Annotated in this window: 15 protein-coding genes and 3 pseudogenes; 11 read left to right on the forward strand and 7 right to left on the reverse strand. The window is 65.5% G+C overall.

The window, feature by feature from the left end:
* Window positions 1-172: 172 nt before the first annotated feature.
* From HMPREF0975_RS08790 to HMPREF0975_RS08835, 9 genes and pseudogenes are all read left to right on the forward strand, one after another.
* A complete protein-coding gene (locus HMPREF0975_RS08790; protein WP_009233791.1) occupies window positions 173-1,492 on the forward strand; it encodes a Mur ligase family protein in 1,320 nt (439 codons plus the stop codon).
* Window positions 1,489-2,244: a type 1 glutamine amidotransferase gene (locus tag HMPREF0975_RS08795; RefSeq protein ID WP_009233792.1), complete on the forward strand. Its 756-nt coding sequence runs from the start codon at window positions 1,489-1,491 to the stop codon at window positions 2,242-2,244. The genes HMPREF0975_RS08790 and HMPREF0975_RS08795 overlap by 4 nt, the downstream gene beginning before the upstream one ends.
* 327 nt (window positions 2,245-2,571) lie before the next feature.
* Entirely contained in the window at window positions 2,572-2,772 is a 201-nt protein-coding gene (locus HMPREF0975_RS08800) for a PspC domain-containing protein (protein WP_009233793.1), read from the forward strand.
* Between the two features lie 413 nt (window positions 2,773-3,185).
* Window positions 3,186-3,575, forward strand: coding sequence for a FeoA family protein (locus HMPREF0975_RS08805; RefSeq protein WP_009233794.1), 390 nt, complete (start codon window positions 3,186-3,188; stop codon window positions 3,573-3,575).
* Window positions 3,572-5,700, forward strand: a pseudogene (gene feoB, locus HMPREF0975_RS08815) (ferrous iron transporter B). The gene HMPREF0975_RS08805 and the pseudogene feoB (HMPREF0975_RS08815) overlap by 4 nt, the downstream one beginning before the upstream one ends.
* Window positions 5,701-5,764: 64 nt before the next feature.
* The gene (locus tag HMPREF0975_RS08820) at window positions 5,765-6,301 is read left to right on the forward strand and encodes a NifU family protein (RefSeq protein ID WP_009233797.1); all 537 of its coding nucleotides are present in this window, start codon (window positions 5,765-5,767) and stop codon (window positions 6,299-6,301) included.
* Window positions 6,302-6,575: 274 nt separating this feature from the next.
* A complete protein-coding gene (locus HMPREF0975_RS08825; protein ID WP_009233798.1) occupies window positions 6,576-6,995 on the forward strand; it encodes a FeoA family protein in 420 nt (139 codons plus the stop codon).
* Window positions 6,992-9,090 (forward strand): annotated as a pseudogene (gene feoB, locus HMPREF0975_RS08830) (ferrous iron transporter B). The gene HMPREF0975_RS08825 and the pseudogene feoB (HMPREF0975_RS08830) overlap by 4 nt, the downstream one beginning before the upstream one ends.
* 165 nt (window positions 9,091-9,255) lie before the next feature.
* Window positions 9,256-9,756: an NUDIX hydrolase gene (locus HMPREF0975_RS08835; RefSeq protein WP_009233800.1), complete on the forward strand. Its 501-nt coding sequence runs from the start codon at window positions 9,256-9,258 to the stop codon at window positions 9,754-9,756.
* Window positions 9,757-9,832: 76 nt separating this feature from the next.
* On the opposite strand, the gene HMPREF0975_RS08840 is transcribed toward HMPREF0975_RS08835, so the two are convergent.
* Together HMPREF0975_RS08840 and HMPREF0975_RS08845 are read right to left on the reverse strand one after the other, a co-directional pair.
* The gene (locus tag HMPREF0975_RS08840) at window positions 9,833-10,345 is read right to left on the reverse strand and encodes a VOC family protein (RefSeq protein ID WP_009233801.1); all 513 of its coding nucleotides are present in this window, start codon (window positions 10,343-10,345) and stop codon (window positions 9,833-9,835) included.
* A gap of 166 nt (window positions 10,346-10,511) precedes the next feature.
* A complete protein-coding gene (locus tag HMPREF0975_RS08845; protein ID WP_049939708.1) occupies window positions 10,512-11,135 on the reverse strand; it encodes an isochorismatase family protein in 624 nt (207 codons plus the stop codon).
* 255 nt (window positions 11,136-11,390) lie between these two features.
* Between HMPREF0975_RS08845 and HMPREF0975_RS08850 the strand changes: the two genes are divergently transcribed.
* Entirely contained in the window at window positions 11,391-12,437 is a 1,047-nt protein-coding gene (locus HMPREF0975_RS08850; protein ID WP_009233803.1) for a GlxA family transcriptional regulator, read from the forward strand.
* Between the two features lie 133 nt (window positions 12,438-12,570).
* On the opposite strand, the gene HMPREF0975_RS08855 is transcribed toward HMPREF0975_RS08850, so the two are convergent.
* Window positions 12,571-13,884: an alpha-amylase family protein gene (locus tag HMPREF0975_RS08855; RefSeq protein WP_009233804.1), complete on the reverse strand. Its 1,314-nt coding sequence runs from the start codon at window positions 13,882-13,884 to the stop codon at window positions 12,571-12,573.
* A gap of 38 nt (window positions 13,885-13,922) precedes the next feature.
* On the opposite strand from HMPREF0975_RS08855, the gene HMPREF0975_RS08860 reads away from it, so the two are divergent.
* Window positions 13,923-14,537: a TetR/AcrR family transcriptional regulator gene (locus HMPREF0975_RS08860; protein ID WP_009233805.1), complete on the forward strand. Its 615-nt coding sequence runs from the start codon at window positions 13,923-13,925 to the stop codon at window positions 14,535-14,537.
* Between the two features lie 72 nt (window positions 14,538-14,609).
* Here the strand turns inward: HMPREF0975_RS08860 and HMPREF0975_RS15585 are convergent, their stop codons facing one another.
* The 4 genes and pseudogenes from HMPREF0975_RS15585 to HMPREF0975_RS17315 form a co-directional block, all read right to left on the reverse strand.
* The gene (locus HMPREF0975_RS15585; protein WP_009233806.1) at window positions 14,610-16,730 is read right to left on the reverse strand and encodes a DUF6571 family protein; all 2,121 of its coding nucleotides are present in this window, start codon (window positions 16,728-16,730) and stop codon (window positions 14,610-14,612) included.
* Complete coding sequence (locus HMPREF0975_RS15590; RefSeq protein ID WP_156808233.1) at window positions 16,727-17,035, reverse strand: hypothetical protein; 309 nt, start codon at window positions 17,033-17,035, stop codon at window positions 16,727-16,729. The genes HMPREF0975_RS15585 and HMPREF0975_RS15590 overlap by 4 nt, the downstream gene beginning before the upstream one ends.
* Before the next feature lie 1,047 nt (window positions 17,036-18,082).
* Window positions 18,083-19,473 (reverse strand): annotated as a pseudogene (locus HMPREF0975_RS08870) (IS1380 family transposase).
* Window positions 19,474-19,560: 87 nt separating this feature from the next.
* The coding region (locus tag HMPREF0975_RS17315; protein ID WP_009233809.1) for a transposase at window positions 19,561-20,042 on the reverse strand (482 nt) is incomplete at its 5' end.

The following is a 20,042-nucleotide window of genomic DNA, read 5'->3' on the forward strand; positions in this document are numbered from 1 at the left end:
CGCCCGCACGAGCACGCGGGGCGTCCCTTGATCCCTCACACCTTCCACGTGAGCATCGTGACGCGTCCGTAACCGATCTGCTGCCCTAGACTGGCGCGCAGTTGGTGCCCATATGAGCACCAACGCTCCGTCCGCGCCCCTGGCGCGCCCCTCTTCAGTCGGCAGGAGTCCCATGCGTTCTCGACTCACGGTCACCCTCGGCCACGCGGCGCGGCTGGCGGCGCGTCTGCGCGGCGGCGGCAGCGGCGGCACCGCTTTCCCCGGCCTGGTCATGGAGCGCACCGACCCCGGTTTCCTGGAGCGCACGCTGAGCCGCCTGCCTCGCGGCGTCATCGTGGTCTCGGGCACCAACGGCAAGACCACGACCACCAAGATGGTCGTCCAGCTCCTGCGCGAGCAGGGCCTCAAGGTCTTCACCAACCGGACCGGCTCGAACTTCGTGCGCGGCGTGCTCGCCTCCCTGCTGACCGAGGTCGACGCCGCCGGCCGCCTCGACGCCGACATCGCGGTCCTCGAGCTCGACGAGGCCCACGCCGTGCACTTCGTGGCCAGGGTCCGCCCGCGCGCCTGCCTGCTGCTCAACGTCATGCGCGATCAGCTCGACCGCTTCGGCGAGATCGACTACACGGCCTCCCTCCTGCACTCCATCGCCAAGGCCACCAGCGACGTCGTCGTCCTCAACGGCGACGACCCGCGCCTGGCCGCGCCCGCATTCCTCGAGGGCGTCTCCGCCCGCGTCGTCTCCTTCGGCACCGGCGAGGACCTGCGCTCCCTGTTCCTGTCCGACGACGATCTGCGCACCGGCCAGACCGGCCCCCGGGCGCACCAGGACGAATCCCAAATCCCCGGCCCGCGCGTCACTCTGGAGGCCATTGACGGTCAGCGCGCTACCGTGCGCGTCGATGGAGCCTCCCACGAGGTCGACTTCGCTATTCCTGGCGTCCACAACCTACTCAACGCCTGCGCCGCCCTCGGGGTGGTCCTGGAGGTGCTGGGCGAGGACGCCGACCTGCCCGGACTGCTCACCACCCTGGGCACCGTACAGGCCGCCTTCGGCCGCGGCGAGGTCCTCACTCTGGATGGCCGCCCCGTCCAGCTCTCCCTGGTCAAGAACCCGGCCGGCTTCCGCATGGGCCTGCTTTCAGCGGCCGCCCAGGCGCAGTCCGGTGAGGTCGTGGTCGTAGCCATCAACGACGAGTACGCCGACGGACGGGACATGTCCTGGCTGTGGGACGTCGATTTCTCCGCCCTGCGCCCCGGCGGGGTCGCCGTCGTCACCGGCGTACGCGCCTGGGACATGGCGCTGCGGCTGCGCTACGACGACGTCGAAGTCACCGACGTCGAGCCCGACCTGCGCAAAGCTGTGGCCCTCATGCGCAGGGTCGCCGCCGACACCGACCGCCCGATGCGGATCTTCACCACCTACACCGCCATGCTGGCACTGCGCTCGATCCTGGGCGAGATGACAGATGTTGAGGAGGTCATGTCATGACCGCGCGCTACGAGCACACCACCGACGGCCCCGCCCGCGGCAGCCTGCGCCTGCTCCAGCTCTATCCGCGGGACATGAACATCTACGGCGACTGGGGCAACACGCTCGTGCTGGCACGGCGCGCCCAGTGGCAGGGCTACGACGTCGAACTCCTCTCCTACGATCCGGGCGACGAGCTGCCGAGCGACGTCGACATCCTCGTGGGCGGCGGTGGCCAGGACTCCGGTCAGGATCGCATCAAGGAGGACCTGGTCAAGGTCGGCCCCGCGCTCAAGGCGTGGGCGGCCGACGGCGTCCCGATGCTGGCGATCTGCGGCCTCTACCAGCTCTTCGGACACGGCTTCACCACCGCCAAAGGCCAGGAGATTCCCGGTATCAGTCTCATGGACGCCCACACGGTGGCCGGAGACACCCGCCTCATCGGCAACATCACCCTGGGCACCGAGGATTTCGGCGCGGTGGTCGGCTATGAGAACCACTCCGGCCTGACCACCCTGGGGCCGGGCGCGCGCCCTTTCGGCACCGTGCGCGTGGGCGACGGCAACAACGGCAAGGACTCCACCGAGGGCGGGCGCGTCCACCACGTCATCGGCACCTACCTGCACGGCTCCCTGCTGCCCAAGAACCCGGCCGTGGCCGACTGGCTGCTAGCCAGGGCCGTCGAGCACAGCGGCGCCACCTGGGAACCCGAACCGCTCGACGACGCCTGGGCCGAGCGCGCCCGCACGGTGGCCATGTCCCGACCCCGCTGAGTCTCCTGATGACAGCGCAGGCCGCCGGGGAAGTGAGCCCTCGTCGCCAATATACATAGGCTCACCTAATCTATTTTAGTGAGTCACAACATTCCTAATATGCAAGAACATAAAGAGAGCCTCATCACGCTTATTGGATGCGGAGTATTTTTCGAGGTCGACCACATAGAAACCGTAGAAAACCGGAAGAACACTTCTGCTCCCGACTTTCGTCGAAATCTCGCACCACACCCGCCCGACACGCCGCCACCCCCTTATTGGACGTTGATTTATTCAGGGTGGAACCACAATGTGACATCAGGGCTCAGGCATTGCAGAATATCTGCCATGACAGCACAGAATTCTTCTGGTTTCGATTGGCCCGCACGTTCTAACGACAAGGTCTGGCTTGGCGTTTGCGGAGGCCTTGCCGACAAGTGGAACATCAACGCCTGGGTGGTTCGTATCACCTTCTTCATCTTCGTCGTGCCGCTCGGCTACGTCTACTACCTGGGCGCCCAGAACATGCCCAGCCCCACCGTCCGCTAACCACTCCCCACCTCGCCAGACGCCCCTGAGCGCCCCACACATCCCAAAGAAGGCTCTGGGCGGCGAGATAGCTCCCGACTTCCGATCGGAATATTCCGACACAACCACTCCGAAATATCATCTACCGACCATTTCCCGTCGCCGCAAGCGCGATATCTTGCAGTGACGGGAAATGGTCATGAAGTATTTTATACGTCTTCTCCCATTGTCAACCGTTCTCCTCGGAACAACTGGATAATCGAACACCAGAGCTCCGGCGCACGGCATACCCAATTCCCTGCTCATTCCCCGTAACATCTCCGGAGTGACCTGTCGACACTGACACAGAGTCTGTCCTGATTTCCTGCGAGGTTGAGAAGCATCGCCTTACACTCCCAATGACGAAGTTCCCTTCATGCCGAGCTGAGGACACCATGGCCTTTGACGTTCCACGACACCGCGCCCCCGCCGGTACCGCCCGCCTCCCCGATCCCGGAACCCCCACGTTCGCGCTGTCGGACCTCAGCCCCGGAACCAGCGGACGCATCATCCGGCTGCTCGATGACGGCGTCGGCGGAGTCCTCATCAGGCGGCTGCGCAACCTGGGTTTCGTCCCCGGACGGATCGCCACTCCCCTGCGCCGCGCCCCCATGGGCGACCCGGTGGTCTACCGTGTCTCCGACTACGAACTGTGCCTGCGCCGCCACGAGGCCCGACTCATCCAGGTCACCACCATCGAGGCCGAGAACCGCATCATCCTTCATCCCAGACCGGCCGGGAGGCACGCGGCCGCGGACACGGCAGAAGCAGGAGGGACCCTGTGAGCACCCACGACACCATGCAGCACGCCACCGGTCAGCCGCCCCGCGGCGATCACCACTATGACGGCGCCGACTGCCACAACGGCTCGGGCAGCTCCAAGACCCTCACGGCCGGAGCCCCGCGCATTGCCCTGGCCGGGGCCCCAACGCCGGCAAGACCTCCATCTACAACGCCCTGACCGGCCTGCACGCCAAGACCGGCAACTATCCCGGCGTCACCGTCCAGCGGTCCCTGGGCACCTGCAAGATCGGGGGCAAGACCCTGACGGTCGAGGATCTGCCGGGCGCCTACTCCCTGGACCCGATCAGCCCCGACGAGGAGATCGTCCACGACGTCCTCACCGGGACCTCGACCACGGTCAGCGCCCCGGATGCCCTGGTTATCATCGTCGATGCCACGACGCTGCAGCGGGGGATGAATTTCATCGCCGAGGCCCTCGCCCTGGACCTGCCCACCTGCCTGGTGGTCACCATGACCGACGAGCTCAGCCGTCGCACCGGCCGTCTCAACGTGGCGGCGCTGGGCCAGGCACTGGGCGTCCCGGCCGTACGGGTCATCGGGCACCGGGGCATCGGCATGCCCGACCTGCGCGCCCAGCTCGCCCAGGTGGCCACCTGGCAGCGCACCCCCCTGCCGCCGCCCACCGACCCCGACGAGATCACCTCCTGGGCTGACTCGGTGCTCGCGGCCGCCGACTACCAGCCGCCCCAGAGCGACCAGATCACCTCGGCGATCGACAAGGTCCTGCTGCGCCCCATCCCGGGCACGATCGTGTTCTTCACGATCATGTTCCTCTTCTTCCAGGCCATCTTCACCTGGGCCGAGCCCTTCAAGGGCGCCATCGAGGACGGCTTCGGGGCGCTGGGGACCATGGTTCACAACTGGCTCGATGCATCCCATCCGCTCATCGCTGGGCTCCTGGGTGACGGCCTCATCGGGGGCGTGGGGGCGGTGCTCACCTTCATCCCCCAGATCATCATCATGTTCCTCATCATTGCCGTCCTGGAGGGCGTGGGGTACATGTCGCGAGCAGCTTTCCTCATGGACAAGGTCATGAGCATCGCCGGATTGGAGGGGCGGGCTTTCGTGGCGCTGCTGTCCTCGCTGGCCTGCGCGATCCCCGGAATCATGGCCACCCGCACGCTTCCCTCCACCAAGGACCGGGTGGCCACGATGCTGGGCGCCCCACTCATGACCTGCTCGGCGAGACTGCCCGTCTACGTCATCATGATCTCATTGACGGTCGATGGCGGCGCCAGAGTCGGGCCCTTCGGGGCGCGCGGCGTCATCATGTTCGCCCTCTACCTGTTGGGGGCCGTCTCGGCGATGGCGGCCGCGTGGGTGGTCAAGCAGCTCACGGACCGCGGCCATATCCTGCTGCCCTTCTACATGGAGATGCCGCCTTACCGCATGCCCCGCGTGCACACGATCGCCATCATGGTGTGGGATGCCTGCAAGGGCTTCTTGAAGAAGGCCGGCACGATCATCACCCTGACCACCATCATCCTGTGGGTGCTGCTCAACGTCCCCATGCGCTCCGACGCCCAGTTCGAGACCTACTGCGCCTCCGATACCCAATGTGCAGCCGTCTCTGCGGCCGTGGAGGACCCGGCATCATCCACGGTCAAGGGCGACGATGGCGAGATCGTCACCGACCCCGAGGAGCTGAGCAAACTGCTGGACGCCCAGAAGACCTCCTACACGATGGACAACTCCTGGGCGGCCAAGGGGGGCAAGGCGGTCCAGCCGGTCTTCGAGCCACTGGGCTTCGACTGGCGCATCAACGTTGCCATCCTGTCCTCGCTGGCCGCGCGCGAGACCTTCGTGGCCACACTCGGCCAGATCGCCGCCGCCGAGGACCCCGAGGAGCCCAGCGCCCACCTGGCCACCATGACCTACCAGCAGGACACGCTGACCAACAAGGCCGGCGACCAGCTGTTCAACCCGGCCACCGTCATCGCGGTCCTCGTGTTCTTCGTCTACGCCCTCCAGTGCATGGCCACGGCAGGAGCCATGCGCCGCGAGACCGGCACCTGGAAGTGGCCGATCATCGCCTTCGTCTACATGTTCGCCACGGCCTGGATCATGGCGGCGGTGTCTCACGCGCTCGTCACCTTATTCATATGATCTCGATGAGGGTCACAATGGAAAGCAGACGGATAACAGGACGTTCAGGAGAGGTGCGGTAGTCATGCCCGTCGTTCCCACGCACCCGGTGACCACGCCAGATCCCGACGTGCTGCGGTGGGTCGTCCCCGACGGCCTGCTGCCCTTCACCGGGGAGGTGGCCCAGGCGCCGGCGATGCTCCAATCGCTCATCGACGACGGCACTCTGGGCTCGGTGAGGGTCGACGGCGGGGCCGTGCTCACACTCCTGGGTCCCGGCCGCAGCTGGCGGCAGGAGGGCGCCCGCGTGCGCAGCGCGCTGGTAGACGCCCTGGGAGCCCCGGATTCCTGGGAGGGCGGGGAGACCGCCCACGCCGCCGGGCCCGACGATGCCCTGGAGGCGGCCGCGCGGCAGATCGCCGACGGCTCGCTGGGGTCCTTCGTCAACAGCCACGGCGGTTCACTCGCCGTGCGCTCGGTGCGCGACGGCGTCGTCGAGATCTCCATGGAAGGCGCCTGCGACGACTGCCCCGCCGCCGAGATCACAATGCACGCGCGCTTCGAGCACCTGCTGCGGCGTCGCTGCCCCTGGCTGGTCGAGGTCCGCCGGGTCGACGAGTAGCCGCCCGTCCCCGCCAATCCTGCCGGCCCGTCCTCCTTTCGCCGAGCCGGGCGTTTTTTGCGTAGCCCTACCGTCTTTCCGTTGGGCTACGCGAAAAACGCCCGGCTCGAGACTGTGAGCACCGCGTACACGTTCCGATCTGTGTCAGGGACGCCCTGAAAACCTGACCATAGAGAAGCCTCACCTTAGACTGATATGGGCGATGCGCCTCTTCCGCATCGAGCCCAAGGACGGAACAGGACTCTGAGGAACCCCGACGATATTCGAGGACATCATGACGACAGCAGTCTCACAGCACAGCACATCGGCCTCCACGGGCACCCCACCTCCGGCGGAAAGCTCCCTCTCCGACCTGCGCCTGGGCGCCACGGGCCGCGTGGTCGGCCTTGTGGAGGACACGGCCAGCGCCCCCATCATCAGACGGCTGAGCAACCTGGGCTTCGTCCCCGGAAGGGTCGTCACCCCGTTGCGCCGGGCCCCGCTGGGCGATCCGGTGGTCTACCGCGTCGCCGACTACGAGCTGTGCCTGCGCCGCCACGAGGCCCGCATCGTCCGGGTCGAAACCACCGCCGAGACCGACGACGACGCCGCGGCCGAGGCGGAGTCCGCCACCGCGGCCGAGGCGGAGGTGGAAGAGGAGACCTCCTCCACCGAGCCGGTCGCCCAGCCTCTGGGAGAGGAACAGCACCTATGAGCGACCACTGCGCCGCCCATGACGTCCCCGGCGCCCCGGACTGCCACTGCGGTTCCTCCAGCTCCAAGACACTGGTGGTCGGGGCCCGGCGCATCGCCCTGGCCGGGGCCCCAACGCCGGCAAGACCTCCATCTACAACGCCCTGACCGGCCTGCACGCCAAGACCGGCAACTATCCCGGTGTCACCGTCACCCGATCGCTGGGGACCTGCCGGATCGGCGAGACCGACCTGACGATTGAGGACCTGCCGGGCGCCTACTCCCTGGACCCGATCAGCCCCGACGAGCAGGTGGTGCGCGATGTGCTCACCGACTCCTCGCAGACCGTCTCCGTCCCCGATGCCCTGGTGGTCGTCGTCGACGCCACGACGCTGCGGCGGGGGTTGAACTTCGTGGCCGAGGCCCTCGCCCTGGACCTGCCCACCTGCCTGGTGGTCACCATGACCGACGAACTCACCCGGCGCTCCGGGCACCTCGACGTGGCAGCCCTGGGCCAGGCCCTGGGGATTCCGGCCGTGCGGGTAGTCGGCAACCGGGGCATCGGCATACCCGATCTGCGCGAGCGTCTCACCGAGGTCGCCGACTGGCAGCGCCCACCGTTGGCTCCACCGACGACGCCCGGCGAAGTCGCCTCCTGGGCCGACTCAATCCTGGCCGCCGCCGCCTACGAAGCGCCCCAGCAGGACCGCGTGACGGCCGTCATCGACCGAGTACTGCTCCAGCCGGTCCTGGGCTCCCTGGTGTTCTTCGCCATCATGTACGTCTTCTTCCAGGCCATCTTCACCTGGGCCGAGCCCTTCAAGGGCGCCATCGAGGACGGCTTCGGGGCACTGGGGCAGCTGGTTCACGGCTGGCTGGACGACTCCCACCCGCTCATCGCAGGCCTTCTGGGTGACGGCCTCATCGGGGGCGTGGGGGCGGTGCTCACCTTCATCCCCCAGATCATCATCATGTTCCTCATCATTGCCGTCCTGGAGGGCGTGGGGTACATGTCAAGGGCGGCTTTCCTCATGGACAAGGTCATGAGTCGGGCCGGATTGGAGGGGCGGGCTTTCGTGGCGCTGCTGTCCTCGCTGGCCTGCGCGATCCCCGGAATCATGGCCACCCGCACGCTTCCCAGCGCCAAGGACCGCGTGGCCACGATGCTGGCCGCCCCACTCATGACCTGCTCGGCGAGACTGCCTGTCTACGTCCTGCTCACCTCCATCATGGTGCCCGGCGACGCGAAGATCGGGCCCCTGGGAGCACGCGGCACCGTCATGTTCGCCCTCTACCTGTTGGGGGCCGTCTCGGCGATGGCGGCCGCCTGGGTGGTCAAGCAGCTCACCGACCGCGGCGGGGTGCTCCTGCCCTTCTACATGGAGATGCCGCCCTACCGGCTGCCGCGGCCACGCGCCGTCGCGCTCATGGTGTGGGACGCCTGCAAAGGCTTTGTGAAGAAGGCCGGCACGATCATCACCCTGACCACCATCATCCTGTGGGTGCTGCTCAACGTGCCTATGCGCTCCGAGGAGCAGTTCAATGCCCACTGCGCCACTGACGCCGAGTGCGCAGCCGTGGCAGCAGCGGTGGATGACCCGTCGTCGTCCACGGTCAAGGGCGACGACGGCGAGATCATCACCGACCCCGAGGAGCTGGACAAGCTGCTGGAGGCCCAGAAGACCTCCTACACGATGGACAACTCCTGGGCGGCCAAGGGGGGCAAAGCGGTCCAACCGGTCTTCGAACCGCTGGGCTTCGACTGGCGCATCAACGTCGCGGTGCTCTCCTCGCTGGCCGCGCGCGAGACCTTCGTGGCCACACTCGGCCAGATCGCCGCCGCCGAGGACCCCGAGGAGCCCAGCGCCCACCTGGCCACCATGACCTACCAGCAGGACACGCTGACCAACAAGGCCGGCGACCAGCTGTTCAACCCGGCCACCGTCATCGCGGTCCTCGTGTTCTTCGTCTACGCCCTCCAGTGCATGGCCACGGCAGGAGCCATGCGCCGCGAGACCGGCACCTGGAAGTGGCCGATCATCGCCTACACCTACATGTTTGCCACGGCCTGGATCATGGCCACGCTCACCCGGTTCATCGTCGCCATGCTCGTGTAGACGGCCCAGCCGGGCCCGGGCCGGGCTGCACCCACCCACTTCGACAGAATCTTCATAGGCGACGCGGAGCCGTGTCGTTTATGAAGATTTTGTTGTGCTCAGTGCGTGCAGGCACCCCGCGCCTGCCGGGCTCATCCGTGGCGAGTGATCGTCTAGGCTCGCGGTATGGCGACTCCTGAGTTTATCGTCTCCCTGCGGCAGAAGATCGGGCACGACATGCTGTGGCTGCCGGGGGTGAGCATCGTCGTCGTCGACGAGGCCGGCCGGCTCCTGCTGGGACGGCGGGCAGACAACGGGAGGTGGGCGGTCGTCTCCGGCATCCCCGAGCCCGGCGAACAGCCCGCGGTGGCGATCCGGCGCGAGTGCCTGGAGGAGACCGGCGTGGACGTGGAGGTGCTGGCGCTCACGGACGTGACCGCGGGCGAGCCCTTCGCCTTCCCCAACGGGGACAACTGCGTGTTCATGGACATCAACTTCGTGGGGCGGGCGCGGCCCGGCACCGCGGCCCGGGCCCATGCGGCCGACGACGAGTCGACGCACGTGGGCTGGTTCGAGCCCGACGCACTGCCCGAGCCGCTGCTGAGCTCGACTCCCGGGCGCATTGAGGCGGCGCTGGCATGGCTGGCCGATCCGTCCGCCGGCGCGCGTTTCCATCCCGCGCCCTGACCCCGCGCCGTCTTCCGGCCGGAGGCATTCCACGCGTTGAATGCCTCCGGCTGCGACAGGGGTGAGACGGCGGCGGTCAGGCCTCGGGCACCTCGATGCCGACGCGCCGCAAGTTGTCGGCCTGCTCGCTGTCAGGGTCCAGGGACCTGGCGGCGGTGAGGACGACGCGCACGCCCTCGGGGGTGGTGACCTCGACCTCGGAGGAGTTCCACGGCGTGATGCGCGGGCCGGTGACGCTGCCCGGTCGGCGCTGCTCGCAGGCCGCGGCGATCTCGTCGATCTGGGACAGGACGCAGGCGAAGCTGACGCTCATCGCGGGGCCAGGGACCGGGGAGGGCTCCTGCGGGGCCGGCACCAGAAGGACGTCCTGGAAGGCCCAGCGGCGCAGATGCACGAGCCGGCCGGGAATGCTGAACAGGGAGAAGAAGCCGAGCGCCTCCGTCCAGAAGTCCACCGAGGCGTCCAGGTCCGACGTCGGAACGGTGACGAACATCGGCATCCCGTAGATGCCATGGAAGGGCTCGGGCGGCTTGGCGTCCTCGCTGGGTGTGGGGACCGGACTCATCTCGAATGCGTTGAAGGTGCTCATGCGCGCAGCCTCATCCCTCACGCTACGTGAGGGTCAAGGCCGATCCACGTTGCTGTTAGCCCCACGGCCGGGGATATCCCACGCGAACAGGAACAGGAATTCTGTCTCCGTACGCGTCGATGGCACCCGCCGGCGCCAACTGTCCCTGTCACCGTCAACAGCGCTATCAGAACGGAGCCATTGCGGAGACGACGAGGTTGCTGCGCGGCAGTGGCTCGTCACGAGTCAGCGCCCGGCACCAGTCATCGGTGGTGGCCACCGCCGCCCAGTTGGAGTGCAACAGCGCCATGAGCGTGGTGTGCACCGTGCGAGCATTCGCCTTTCCGGCGCGGTTGCGCAGGTTGATGGCGCCGACGGCGTCGGAGAGCACCTCCGTCGTCAGGCCGATCGTCTCACCCCAGGCCGCCGAGGCCAGGATGCAGTTATTCGCCATGAATCCGACGAGCGTCACAGTGTCGACGCCCCGCTCACTCAGCCACGCCGCCAGGTCCGTGTCCGCGTAGATCGAACCGCGGTGCTTGACGACACGCTTCCACTGCGGGGTTCGCCTGCGCTCGATGCTCGGGCAGAGCGCGAAGCCTTTTCCTTCGGGGTCGAAGATCGCACCGCCGGGCCGGCCGGCGTGCTGCACGCAGACCACGGGGAGGCCGGCGTTCGCGGCGGCGTCGAGCACCCGCTCGATCTGCTCCAGGCAGTCGCCCAGGCGCGGGTAGCGGATGCGCAGCGGCAGGCGGGCGTACTCGTTCTGCACGTCGACGAGGACGAGAGCCCGGCGAGGGCCCGACGGGATCTTGGTCTGGGACCCGGGCCGCGGCCGTGACCCGGCGTGAAAGGGTTGAAGGGTCTGTCGAGATTCGTCCTGTGAAGCGGGCACAGTGCCTCCAGAAGTACGCGCGTCGGCGCGTCGATTACATTGTCCCGCTCAGGATGCGAGGACAGAGCATCACCCACCAGTGGCGCATATGCTATTCACCGATGAATTCACGCCAATCGGTTCGAAGCGTGCCCGACGTCGAGCCGGACCGGGATCGCCCAGGGAGGCCGTATGCACATCGCCGTCTACGCCTTCGACGGCATCACCATGTTCCACCTGTCGATCCCCCAGATGGTTTTCAGAACCGTCGAACAACTGGGTCTGGCCGACTGGCGGGTCTCATTGTTCACCCTCGATTCAGGGCAGACGGCGCCCACCGGGAGCACTGCGGACTATACGGAGAGCACGAGCCCGACGCCGTCCGCCCCATCGTCGTTCTCCGCTTCTATCCGCACCTCGGAGGGCTACGTCCTCGGCGGTCTGGGCGGTCCAGACCTGGCGAAGGAGGCCGACGTCGTCGTGGTACCGGCGTGGTTCGCCGACGGGCGCCCCGCAGGACGAGGCCTGTGCTCGCTGCTGGAGGCGGCGCACGCTCGGGGCGCCGGCATCGTCGGCCTGTGCCTGGGGGCGCTTCCGCTGGCCGAGGCCGGTCTCATCGGCGGACGCCGGGCCGTGACGCACTGGCGGGCTTTCGAACCGCTGGCGCACGAGCACCCGGAGATCACGCTGGACGAGTCGGTCCTGTACGTGGATCACGGCGACGTCCTGACCTCGGCGGGCGCGGCGTCGGGCCTGGACGCCTGCCTCCACCTGGTGCGCACGCGGCTGGGGGCGCAGGCGGCCAACGAGGTCGCACGCCAGCTCGTCATCGCACCGCACCGGGAGGGCGGCCAGGCCCAATACATCGAGCATCCGGTGCCGCAGCGCCCCGATGACGACCCGATCGGCCGCACCGCCGCCTGGGCGCTGGAGCACCTGGGCGAGCCGCTGCCGGTGGAGCGACTGGCGAGAACGGCGCAGATGAGCACCCGTTCCTTCATCCGCATCTTCCGGGAGGCGACCGGCGCGGCGCCGGCCGCCTGGGTGCGCGCCCAACGTGTACGCGAGGCGCAGCGCCTGCTGGAGAGCACGGACCTGACGGTCGAGCAGGTGGCCACGATCTGCGGCTTCGGCAGCGCCGTCACCTTGCGGCAGGCCTTCGCCCGGGTGCTCGGCACGACGCCGTCGGCCTACCGACGCCGGTTCCGCACAGTTTCTCCCGACCCCACCGACGTCTGAGGCCGCACCGACGGGGACGATCCTGCGCGGCGGGGCGTCGAACCGGGCATTTCTCGCGTAGCCCTACAGAAATTCTGCCCGGCTACGCGAAATCTGCCCGGCTCGGCACAGGGGAGACGGAGACCGGACGGGGTCACTCCGCGGGCGGCTCGACGATGATCGGAGCCTCGCCGGGGGCGCGGACCTCGGCTCGGGGGGCCGGATCCAGGGTCAGGCTCACGTGCAGCCTCTGGCCCTGCTCACCCACGGCGTCGTAGGCCAGCCGCGGGTTGTCCAGTTCGGTGACCTCGGTGCGGGCGCGCACCAGCCAGGGGTGGCGCCGCCGCAGTCCGATGAGGTCCTGGTGGAGTCGCAGCATCCAGGCGCCCTGCGGCGCGAGCTCGGACGGCGCGGCCGGCAGGGCGGGGCGGACCTCGTCGTCGCCGCCGAGGGTCTCGGTCTTCACCCCCCGGAAGGCCTGCTCGTCCCCGTAGTAGACGCTGGGCACGCCGCCGACGGTCATGAGCAGGACGACGGCGAGCGCGGCCTTGGCGGCCCCGACCTTGCTGGCGATGCGGGTGACGTCGTGGTTGCCGACGAAGGTGGCCGGGATGAAGCGATCCAGCAGCTCGTTGTGGCGCTTCAGGCACCAGTCGAGCTCGTAGAAGTTGACGTCGGCCAGCGAGCTCCAGGTGGCCTTCCACAGCTCGTACTGGGTGACGGTGTCAACGGTGGAGGCCTCCACGAATCCGGCGTAGTCGCCGTGGATGACCTCACCCATGAACCAGGCGTCGGGGTGGTGCTCGCGCACGGCGGGCAGGACGCTCGCCCAAAAGGCGGGGTCGATGCCGTAGGCGGCGTCCAGGCGCCAAGCGTTCGCGCCGCGGTTGAGCCAGTGGATCAGGACCCGCACGGCCAGGTCGCGCACCTCGGTGGAGCCGTGGTTGAGGGCGGGCAGGGCCTCGTGGCCCTCGAAGGTGGCGTAGCCGGGTCCGGCCTGCCCGTGGTCCTCCCCGCCGGCCGCGTCGTCGAAGTGGAAGAGGCTGCGCTCCTCTCCCCCGGCGCGGGCGGATTGGAAGAGGGGGTGCTCGGTGCCGACGTGCCCGAGGACGCCGTCGAGCATGAGGGCAAGGCCGCGGGCGCGGCAGCCCTCGGCGAGGCGGTCGAAGGCGGCGTCGTCCCCCAGGCGGGGGTCGACGCGCAGGTGGTCGGTGGTGTCATAGCCGTGAGTGGATGAGGCGAAGATGGGGCCGAGGGACAGGCCGTTGGCGCCGAGCTCGACGGCGTAGTCGAGCCAGGGCTCCAGGCGGTCCAGGCGCGCGGGGGCTCCGGGCTCGGTCAGCGGCTCACCGGGTTCGGGGCGGATGGGGGCGCCGGTGGCGCCGAGGGGATAGACCTGCCACCAGATGGCGTGATCGATCCAGGCAGGGGTTGCAGGGCGGCTTATTCCAGTTGACTCACTAGTCATGCCTCTAAGGGTGCCGCCGGACCCGATAACATGTCAAGATGCCGTCCCGCACCGACAAGCGCCCACGCCTGCGTATGGACCCCGCCGAGCGCCGCGAGCTCATCCTGTCCGCCGCGAGCCGCGCCTTCGCGAGCCGCCCCTACGAGGAGGTTTCACTGGCCGAGATCGCCGAGGAGGCGCAGGCCTCCGAGGCGCTGGTGCACAAGTACTTCGTGGGAAAGGCCGGCATCTACGCCCAGGTGCTCCAGGGCGCCGTCGACGAACTCGCCGAGCGCACCCGTCGGGCCGACGACGCCCTGCCGGAGGGGTCGTCGGCCCGGGACCGAGTGCGGGCCTCGGTACTGACCTACCTGGACTTCATCGCCGAGCGCTCCCCCGGGTGGATGGCGTACCAGATTCTGGCCGGGCATGAGCCCGGTGAGGCGGCCCGAGTGAGGCAGGAGGCGCGCGAGGCAGCCGTGAGGGCACTGGCGGAGGTCGTCGGCGGCAACCGAGGCCACCGTGACGACTTCGCCTTCTGGGGCTACCTGGGCTTCCTCGACGACGCTTGCCTACGCTGGGTGCACGCTGGCTGCCCTAACGACCAGCGCCACAGCCTCATCGATGCCGCCCTGGGCTGCCTGGAGGGAGCCATGGGCGACTGGAGAGCGTAGGAGCGGGCGTGCACTACGGGCCGCCGTACCGCTGTACGCGTTTGTGGCTCAGATGACTGATTATCTTCGTCCTCATTTCGGCTGCTCATGCGCCGCATCGTACGCAGACTCGTACGAATCAGACATGTTCTTATCGACATTATTCAGCGCACCATGATTCTCTGCCGGCAAATTTTTGACCACATGAATAAGCGCCTCCGACTGAGTTCCTTTCAACGGCCCCCCTGTGTGGACTTTTAATTCGCCGTCCGGCGACAGCACTTCACCTACATCAACTCCCGGAATCTTGGCCACGGCCTTCAGCTCATCTTGAGAGTACAGTCCACTTTTAAGAAGCACCATCCCCGAGATTTGCCGATTGGCATTCAATCCGGCGGCCTTCAACGCCGAATTCTTATCCTTGGCTTTCAGTTCCTGGCCGCCATACAGTTTAGTCATCCCATTCTTGGCTCCTTCGGAGGCAGCACTCTTGCCCACGTTCGCCGCGAACTTAGAGCCGATCTCAAGAGTTTTGCCCAACTGGTCAAATCCAGGTATTGGAATACCGCCAATCGCCGTCGATGCCGCATTAGCCCAGGCAGCCGTTCTTGCATCGGCATCCGCCCCATCAATCTCTGCCTGCCTAGCGATCGCCCCTTGCATGAACCCACGCATCCTACTTTGCGACGTTAAAGTGTTACTGAGATACTGACTGTTCCCTTGAGGAACATTTCCGGGGCTTATCTGCATTTTGTTGAATGCCTCTTGAGAACCGGTTAGGCGGGCAAGCGCTGCATCATTCTGACCGATCTGTCCAAGGACGTTGGTGAGTGCCTTGTTTGTCAGTAATGGTTGCCGGGGAAGATTCTTCGACCAACCATACTTCCCCATATTGCCAGACACCATCGATGGAAGATCGTCTGTTTCAGCTGACCGCTGTACGCCGTAGGGATATGCTGACATAGCGATGGAGGCAGCGTTTCTCGCCTTATCAGTCATCTTAATTTTATTATCATCTTCTCCAATGGCATTAAGGGCACCTGACACGATTCCGGCCTGAGCGGTTCCGTGAGAGGGAGCATCGCTACTTGAAACTGCTTGCTGAGCTGCCAGTAGCGTCCAGTCGTCTGTCCATTGGTTATCACCGATGGAACTTTGTTCGACAAGTTTTTTGGTGCGTGTCGCTGTCTTTTCAGCGTCCACTTCGCCTTCAGACCCTTTGCCGCCACTACCGGACTTCCTTACCGCAAGCCACTTTGTAGCAGCACTAGTGTTTCCAGTCATGGCATGAACAACGCCGTACAAGTTGTCCCCGGATCGTACACCATACAGATCGTCACTAGAAATTCTCGCACGCTGTTTCTCAAGCTTTGTTGCCACGGCTACCAACATGCTATCATTATACTTTAAGCCAATGTTTTCTTTCTTCCCATCCCCATCGATATCGACGCTTCGCGACGAAGAGAAGATTCTATTTAAACCCAACACACCTCTACGATCTATGTTTTCAGTGAGCTGTTTCGCATATTTCTTAGCCTTGCTCTCAGGCCAGGTATTAGACGCGGTTGAGACAAGATGTCCGAGCACATCTGCTGACTCGCCTCTCTGTTTGTCTGACAATCCTCCATACAATACTGCAGTACTCCCGATTTTACCATAACCAAGATTAATATTGCTGAAAGCTTCAGAGGGAAGAATGGGAATGTTGCGCAAATTCTTTGGGTCAATGTTAGCTACAATCGTATTGGCGTACGCGGAATCATCCTGATGAGTTTTCATTCTCCTAACTAAAGAGTTCCACTTCTCATCAGAAGGACCTTTTTTGCTAGTAGAGTATTCCTTGAGTTTCCGGGCGTCTTCCTTGGCCTGCTTGACCGTTTCCACATGATTGTGTTCCAGCGCATTCTTCATCGTATCTTCTTCACCATCAGGAATGAAATAGGAGATCATCCCGTTCGCCCCTATGGAGGTGATACCGCTTTCATTCGCGGCTTTAGCGGAATCCAGGCGCGCCTGAAGCTCTTTTGTTTTCTCCTCCAAAGATGCGATCGCACTCGAACCTTTGTTCTGAAAGTCAGTGAGATCCGTCGGAAACTTCTTAAAAAAGTTAACATTTTGCACGGTATCGTGATTTTTGCGCGTTTTATATGCATACTCACTGAGGTCAGTGATCAGTTCCTGCAACCGCGCGGGATCGAGTGAAATGTAAGTCATATTCCTCTCCACTTCGCTCTGGGGTCAGTTTTGTCGACGTACTGAGGCTCACTATTCCATTCAGCTCTGACCTTATCCTCTTCCGAGGAGAAGCATGAAGAAATGGTTCCGAGTACTCCGGCGAGGTCGGTATGAATTTTGTCGGCGAGTGCCGATTTCCATGCACTACCATCACCACCGAGGCCATTTGTGAGACTTTCTGATGGAGGCTTCTTTCCTGTTCTAGCAGAATCCGCTCCGACATCTTCAACAGCTTCTTCAACTGCATCTAGCACGCATTTCAGCGCCATTTTCTTTTCGTTCACGACTTGCGGCTCACACTGAGGTGCCGCGTGAGGGACGGAGGCCGACGTCTGGTTGAATTCTGGTTCATGCACGATTTCCTGTTCCCCTTACGAAAGTGAGTTCGAGAATACATTCGTTCATGTCGCGGCATTCTGTACTTGCGTCAATCAACATTTGAGTGGTTGACACTCAATTCACATGACAGAAATCACTCTCCTCTGAATTGAACGAACGCCGGGGATAACTACACCTGCGAACGGCCTTCAGTGAGTTACATCAACAAGAACCGCTCTTGCGATACTACTTGTCACCTTCTCTCTTTTAGTTGATTCTCGGTGTCCGTACTCAGGACCGGCCGTCTACCGTCACCATTGCGTCCAGTCCCTTTGAGGCCGCACTCCGGTGGAGTGCAGAAGCCTCGCCGGCGGATATGTCCCATCCTCGGAGAACCTCAGTGCCAGAATGAGTCCCGTACGAGTCTTCGCCATTCGCCAGTAATGCTCGTTACCTCATCGATCTCGCACTGTAGCAGTCGGTCTGGCCTCCCAAACTGCCGTAGCACAAGCCGATCAAGGCGACTCGGATGAGACGTTGGACGCGTGAAGCGACCGTCGCGGAAGCCGACCACAGCAACCGAGGCCACCGCGACGGCTCCACCTTCCGAGAACATATGAAGGAATGTTCACGAACATCGTGCTCACCCGTACTCACTCACGTCAATGGTAGTTCTCCCCATTCCGTCAGGGGATCGGCAAAGTGGCTCTTCGTGTTTGAGGGTGTGGTAGGTGGGGCTTATCGGCTGGTTTAGGTGGTTGTTGTCAGGTGGTCTTTGAGGCGTCCGGTGTGGATGAGGCAGCGGATGATTTCGTTGGTGGTTTTGCCTTCTTGCCTCGATCTTTCGTCGTCTGGTTGAGTGGGTTTGGGTGGCGTCGTTGCCGGTGTCGTGGGGTTGATTATGCCGGTTGGGTGTGGCGGTCTGCCGCGTGTCGTCTCGCGGTGGTCGGGCCTTTCCAGGGGCCAGGGGGGTCCTTCAGGATCGTGGCGGGCAGGAGATGAGTTCCGCGTGTCTACGGGGCGGGGAGTGCCTGGAGGTGCCCGAGCCCGGCAAGCAGGAGGTCGGTCCAGGGGTGGTCGGCCTTGTAGCGCAGGACGGTGCGGCGGGCGTGGCGGGCGATGACGGCGGGGATGGCCATCAGCCGCAACCGGATCGTCCGGGGCTCCCAGGCGCGGGCGGGGGCGTCGGCCATGGCGAGCAGCTGGGAGAAGGCCAGCAGGTCGCAGGCCAGGGCCACGATCAGGCACCAGATACGGTTCTGAGCGAACCCCTGCAAGGGGAAGCGGTCAAGCCCGGTGTCTTTCGCGCAGCGGATGCGGTCCTCGCAGCGGGCCCGTAGCCGGTGGCGGACCTCGAGGTCGGCGAGCTGGCCCACTTTTGTGTTGGTGGCGAAGGCGGTGAGCCGGTAGCCGCCCACGTCCTCGAAGCGCAGCTGGGCGCCCTGGTGGGGCCGCTCTCGGCGCATGATCACCCGCATCCCCTTGGGCCAGGCGGTCAGGTCCAGCAGGTCGGCGGGTCTCAGCGACGTCCGCACCCTGTCTGGGCTCACCGTCGGTGTTGTACGCGGGGGTCCAGGCCGCCTCGGGGATGGTGTCGTAGATCTGCGGCGTGTGGTCCGGCAGGGTGAACCCCGCGCTGTAGGACACCCGCCGGCGGGTGAGGAGCTCGATGGTCTCCTTCGTTCCTCCGGCCCCGTCGATGCGCACCAGGACCCGCCGCCCGGGCCGGGGTCCCAGTCCGGCCTGGTCCAGGGCTCGGCGGATGATCTCGACGTGGTCGGCGGCGGTGTTCGACCCGGCGTTACCGGGCCGCAGCATGATCACCGCGCACTCACCCCCACCTTGGCCGGTTCCGTGGTCGATCCAGGCGGTCAGGGGGTGGTAGCCGAACCCCTTCTTGAAGGTCGGGGCCGCGCCCTCCTTGTCTTAAGTGGACATTAACCAGGGTGGCGTCGACGTCGATCACCAACGGGTGGGCCGCCGAGATACCAGCCGTGGGGGCGTCCGCTCCGGCCAGGGCCCACGCCCGCTGCCGCACCACTGTGCGGGCCCGGTTCACGGCGGCCTCGACCGCCTCGACGTGGTCGGCCAGGGTCCCCACCAGCCGACAGACTGTGGGGTCGGAGGCCACCGGCCCGAAGACCTCCCCCTGGCATCGCAGCAGGGCCACATCCGACAGGCACCGGCCGCCCAGGGCCACGCACACCGCCAGATCCGCCATGATCTTGCCCGGGTCGTGCACCGCCCACGACCGTCGCCACGCAGACAGGGCCCGCGAGAGCTCGTCGCCCAGGCCCGTGACCCTGCTCGTCTCGGTCAGCAGCCTCGCCCCGGCCAGCCCCACCGCAGGCACGTCCCCCGACTCCGCCACCACAGACGGGTACAACCCGCTATTCTTCACCACGAAGGTGCTCCTCTCCTGGTCATGCACGGACCTAAGCAATCCGCATTATCCCAGGAAAAGGAGCACCTTCACCCCACTTTCAACACCTCAACAATGAAAACCCGAGGCTTGGGTGCGTCGGTCGGCGTAGTTCTTGGTGGTGGAGTCGTGGCGTAGGCGTACCAGGGCGATGCGGTGCAGGGCGGCGTTGGCTCGTCTGTCGCCGCCTGGGTTGAGGCGATGACGGGTGGTTTTACCGCTGGATGCGGGAATGGGGGCGGTGGCGCACAGGTGGGCGAAGGCGGCTTCGTTGTGGATGCGTCCGGGGTTGCCTCCGGCGGTGACGGCGAGCTGTGCGGCGACGGTGGTGCCGGCGCCGTAGACGGCTAATAGGCCGGGGTAGTGGGTGGTCAGGATGTGATGCATCTGCTGGTTGAGCCGTTCGGCTCGGTGGTGCAGGTCCTGGTGGGTGCGGGCCATGTGGTGCAGGGCGCTGGTGGCGGCCTGCTGGGGTGTGGTGATGGTTCTGGTGGGACGAGTTCGAGCCAGGCGGGTGATCAGGGCCGGGGTGTCGAGCCTGCGGTAGCGCT

This window comes from Actinomyces sp. oral taxon 849 str. F0330 (assembly GCF_000239715.1).
GTDB lineage: Bacteria > Actinomycetota > Actinomycetes > Actinomycetales > Actinomycetaceae > Actinomyces > Actinomyces johnsonii.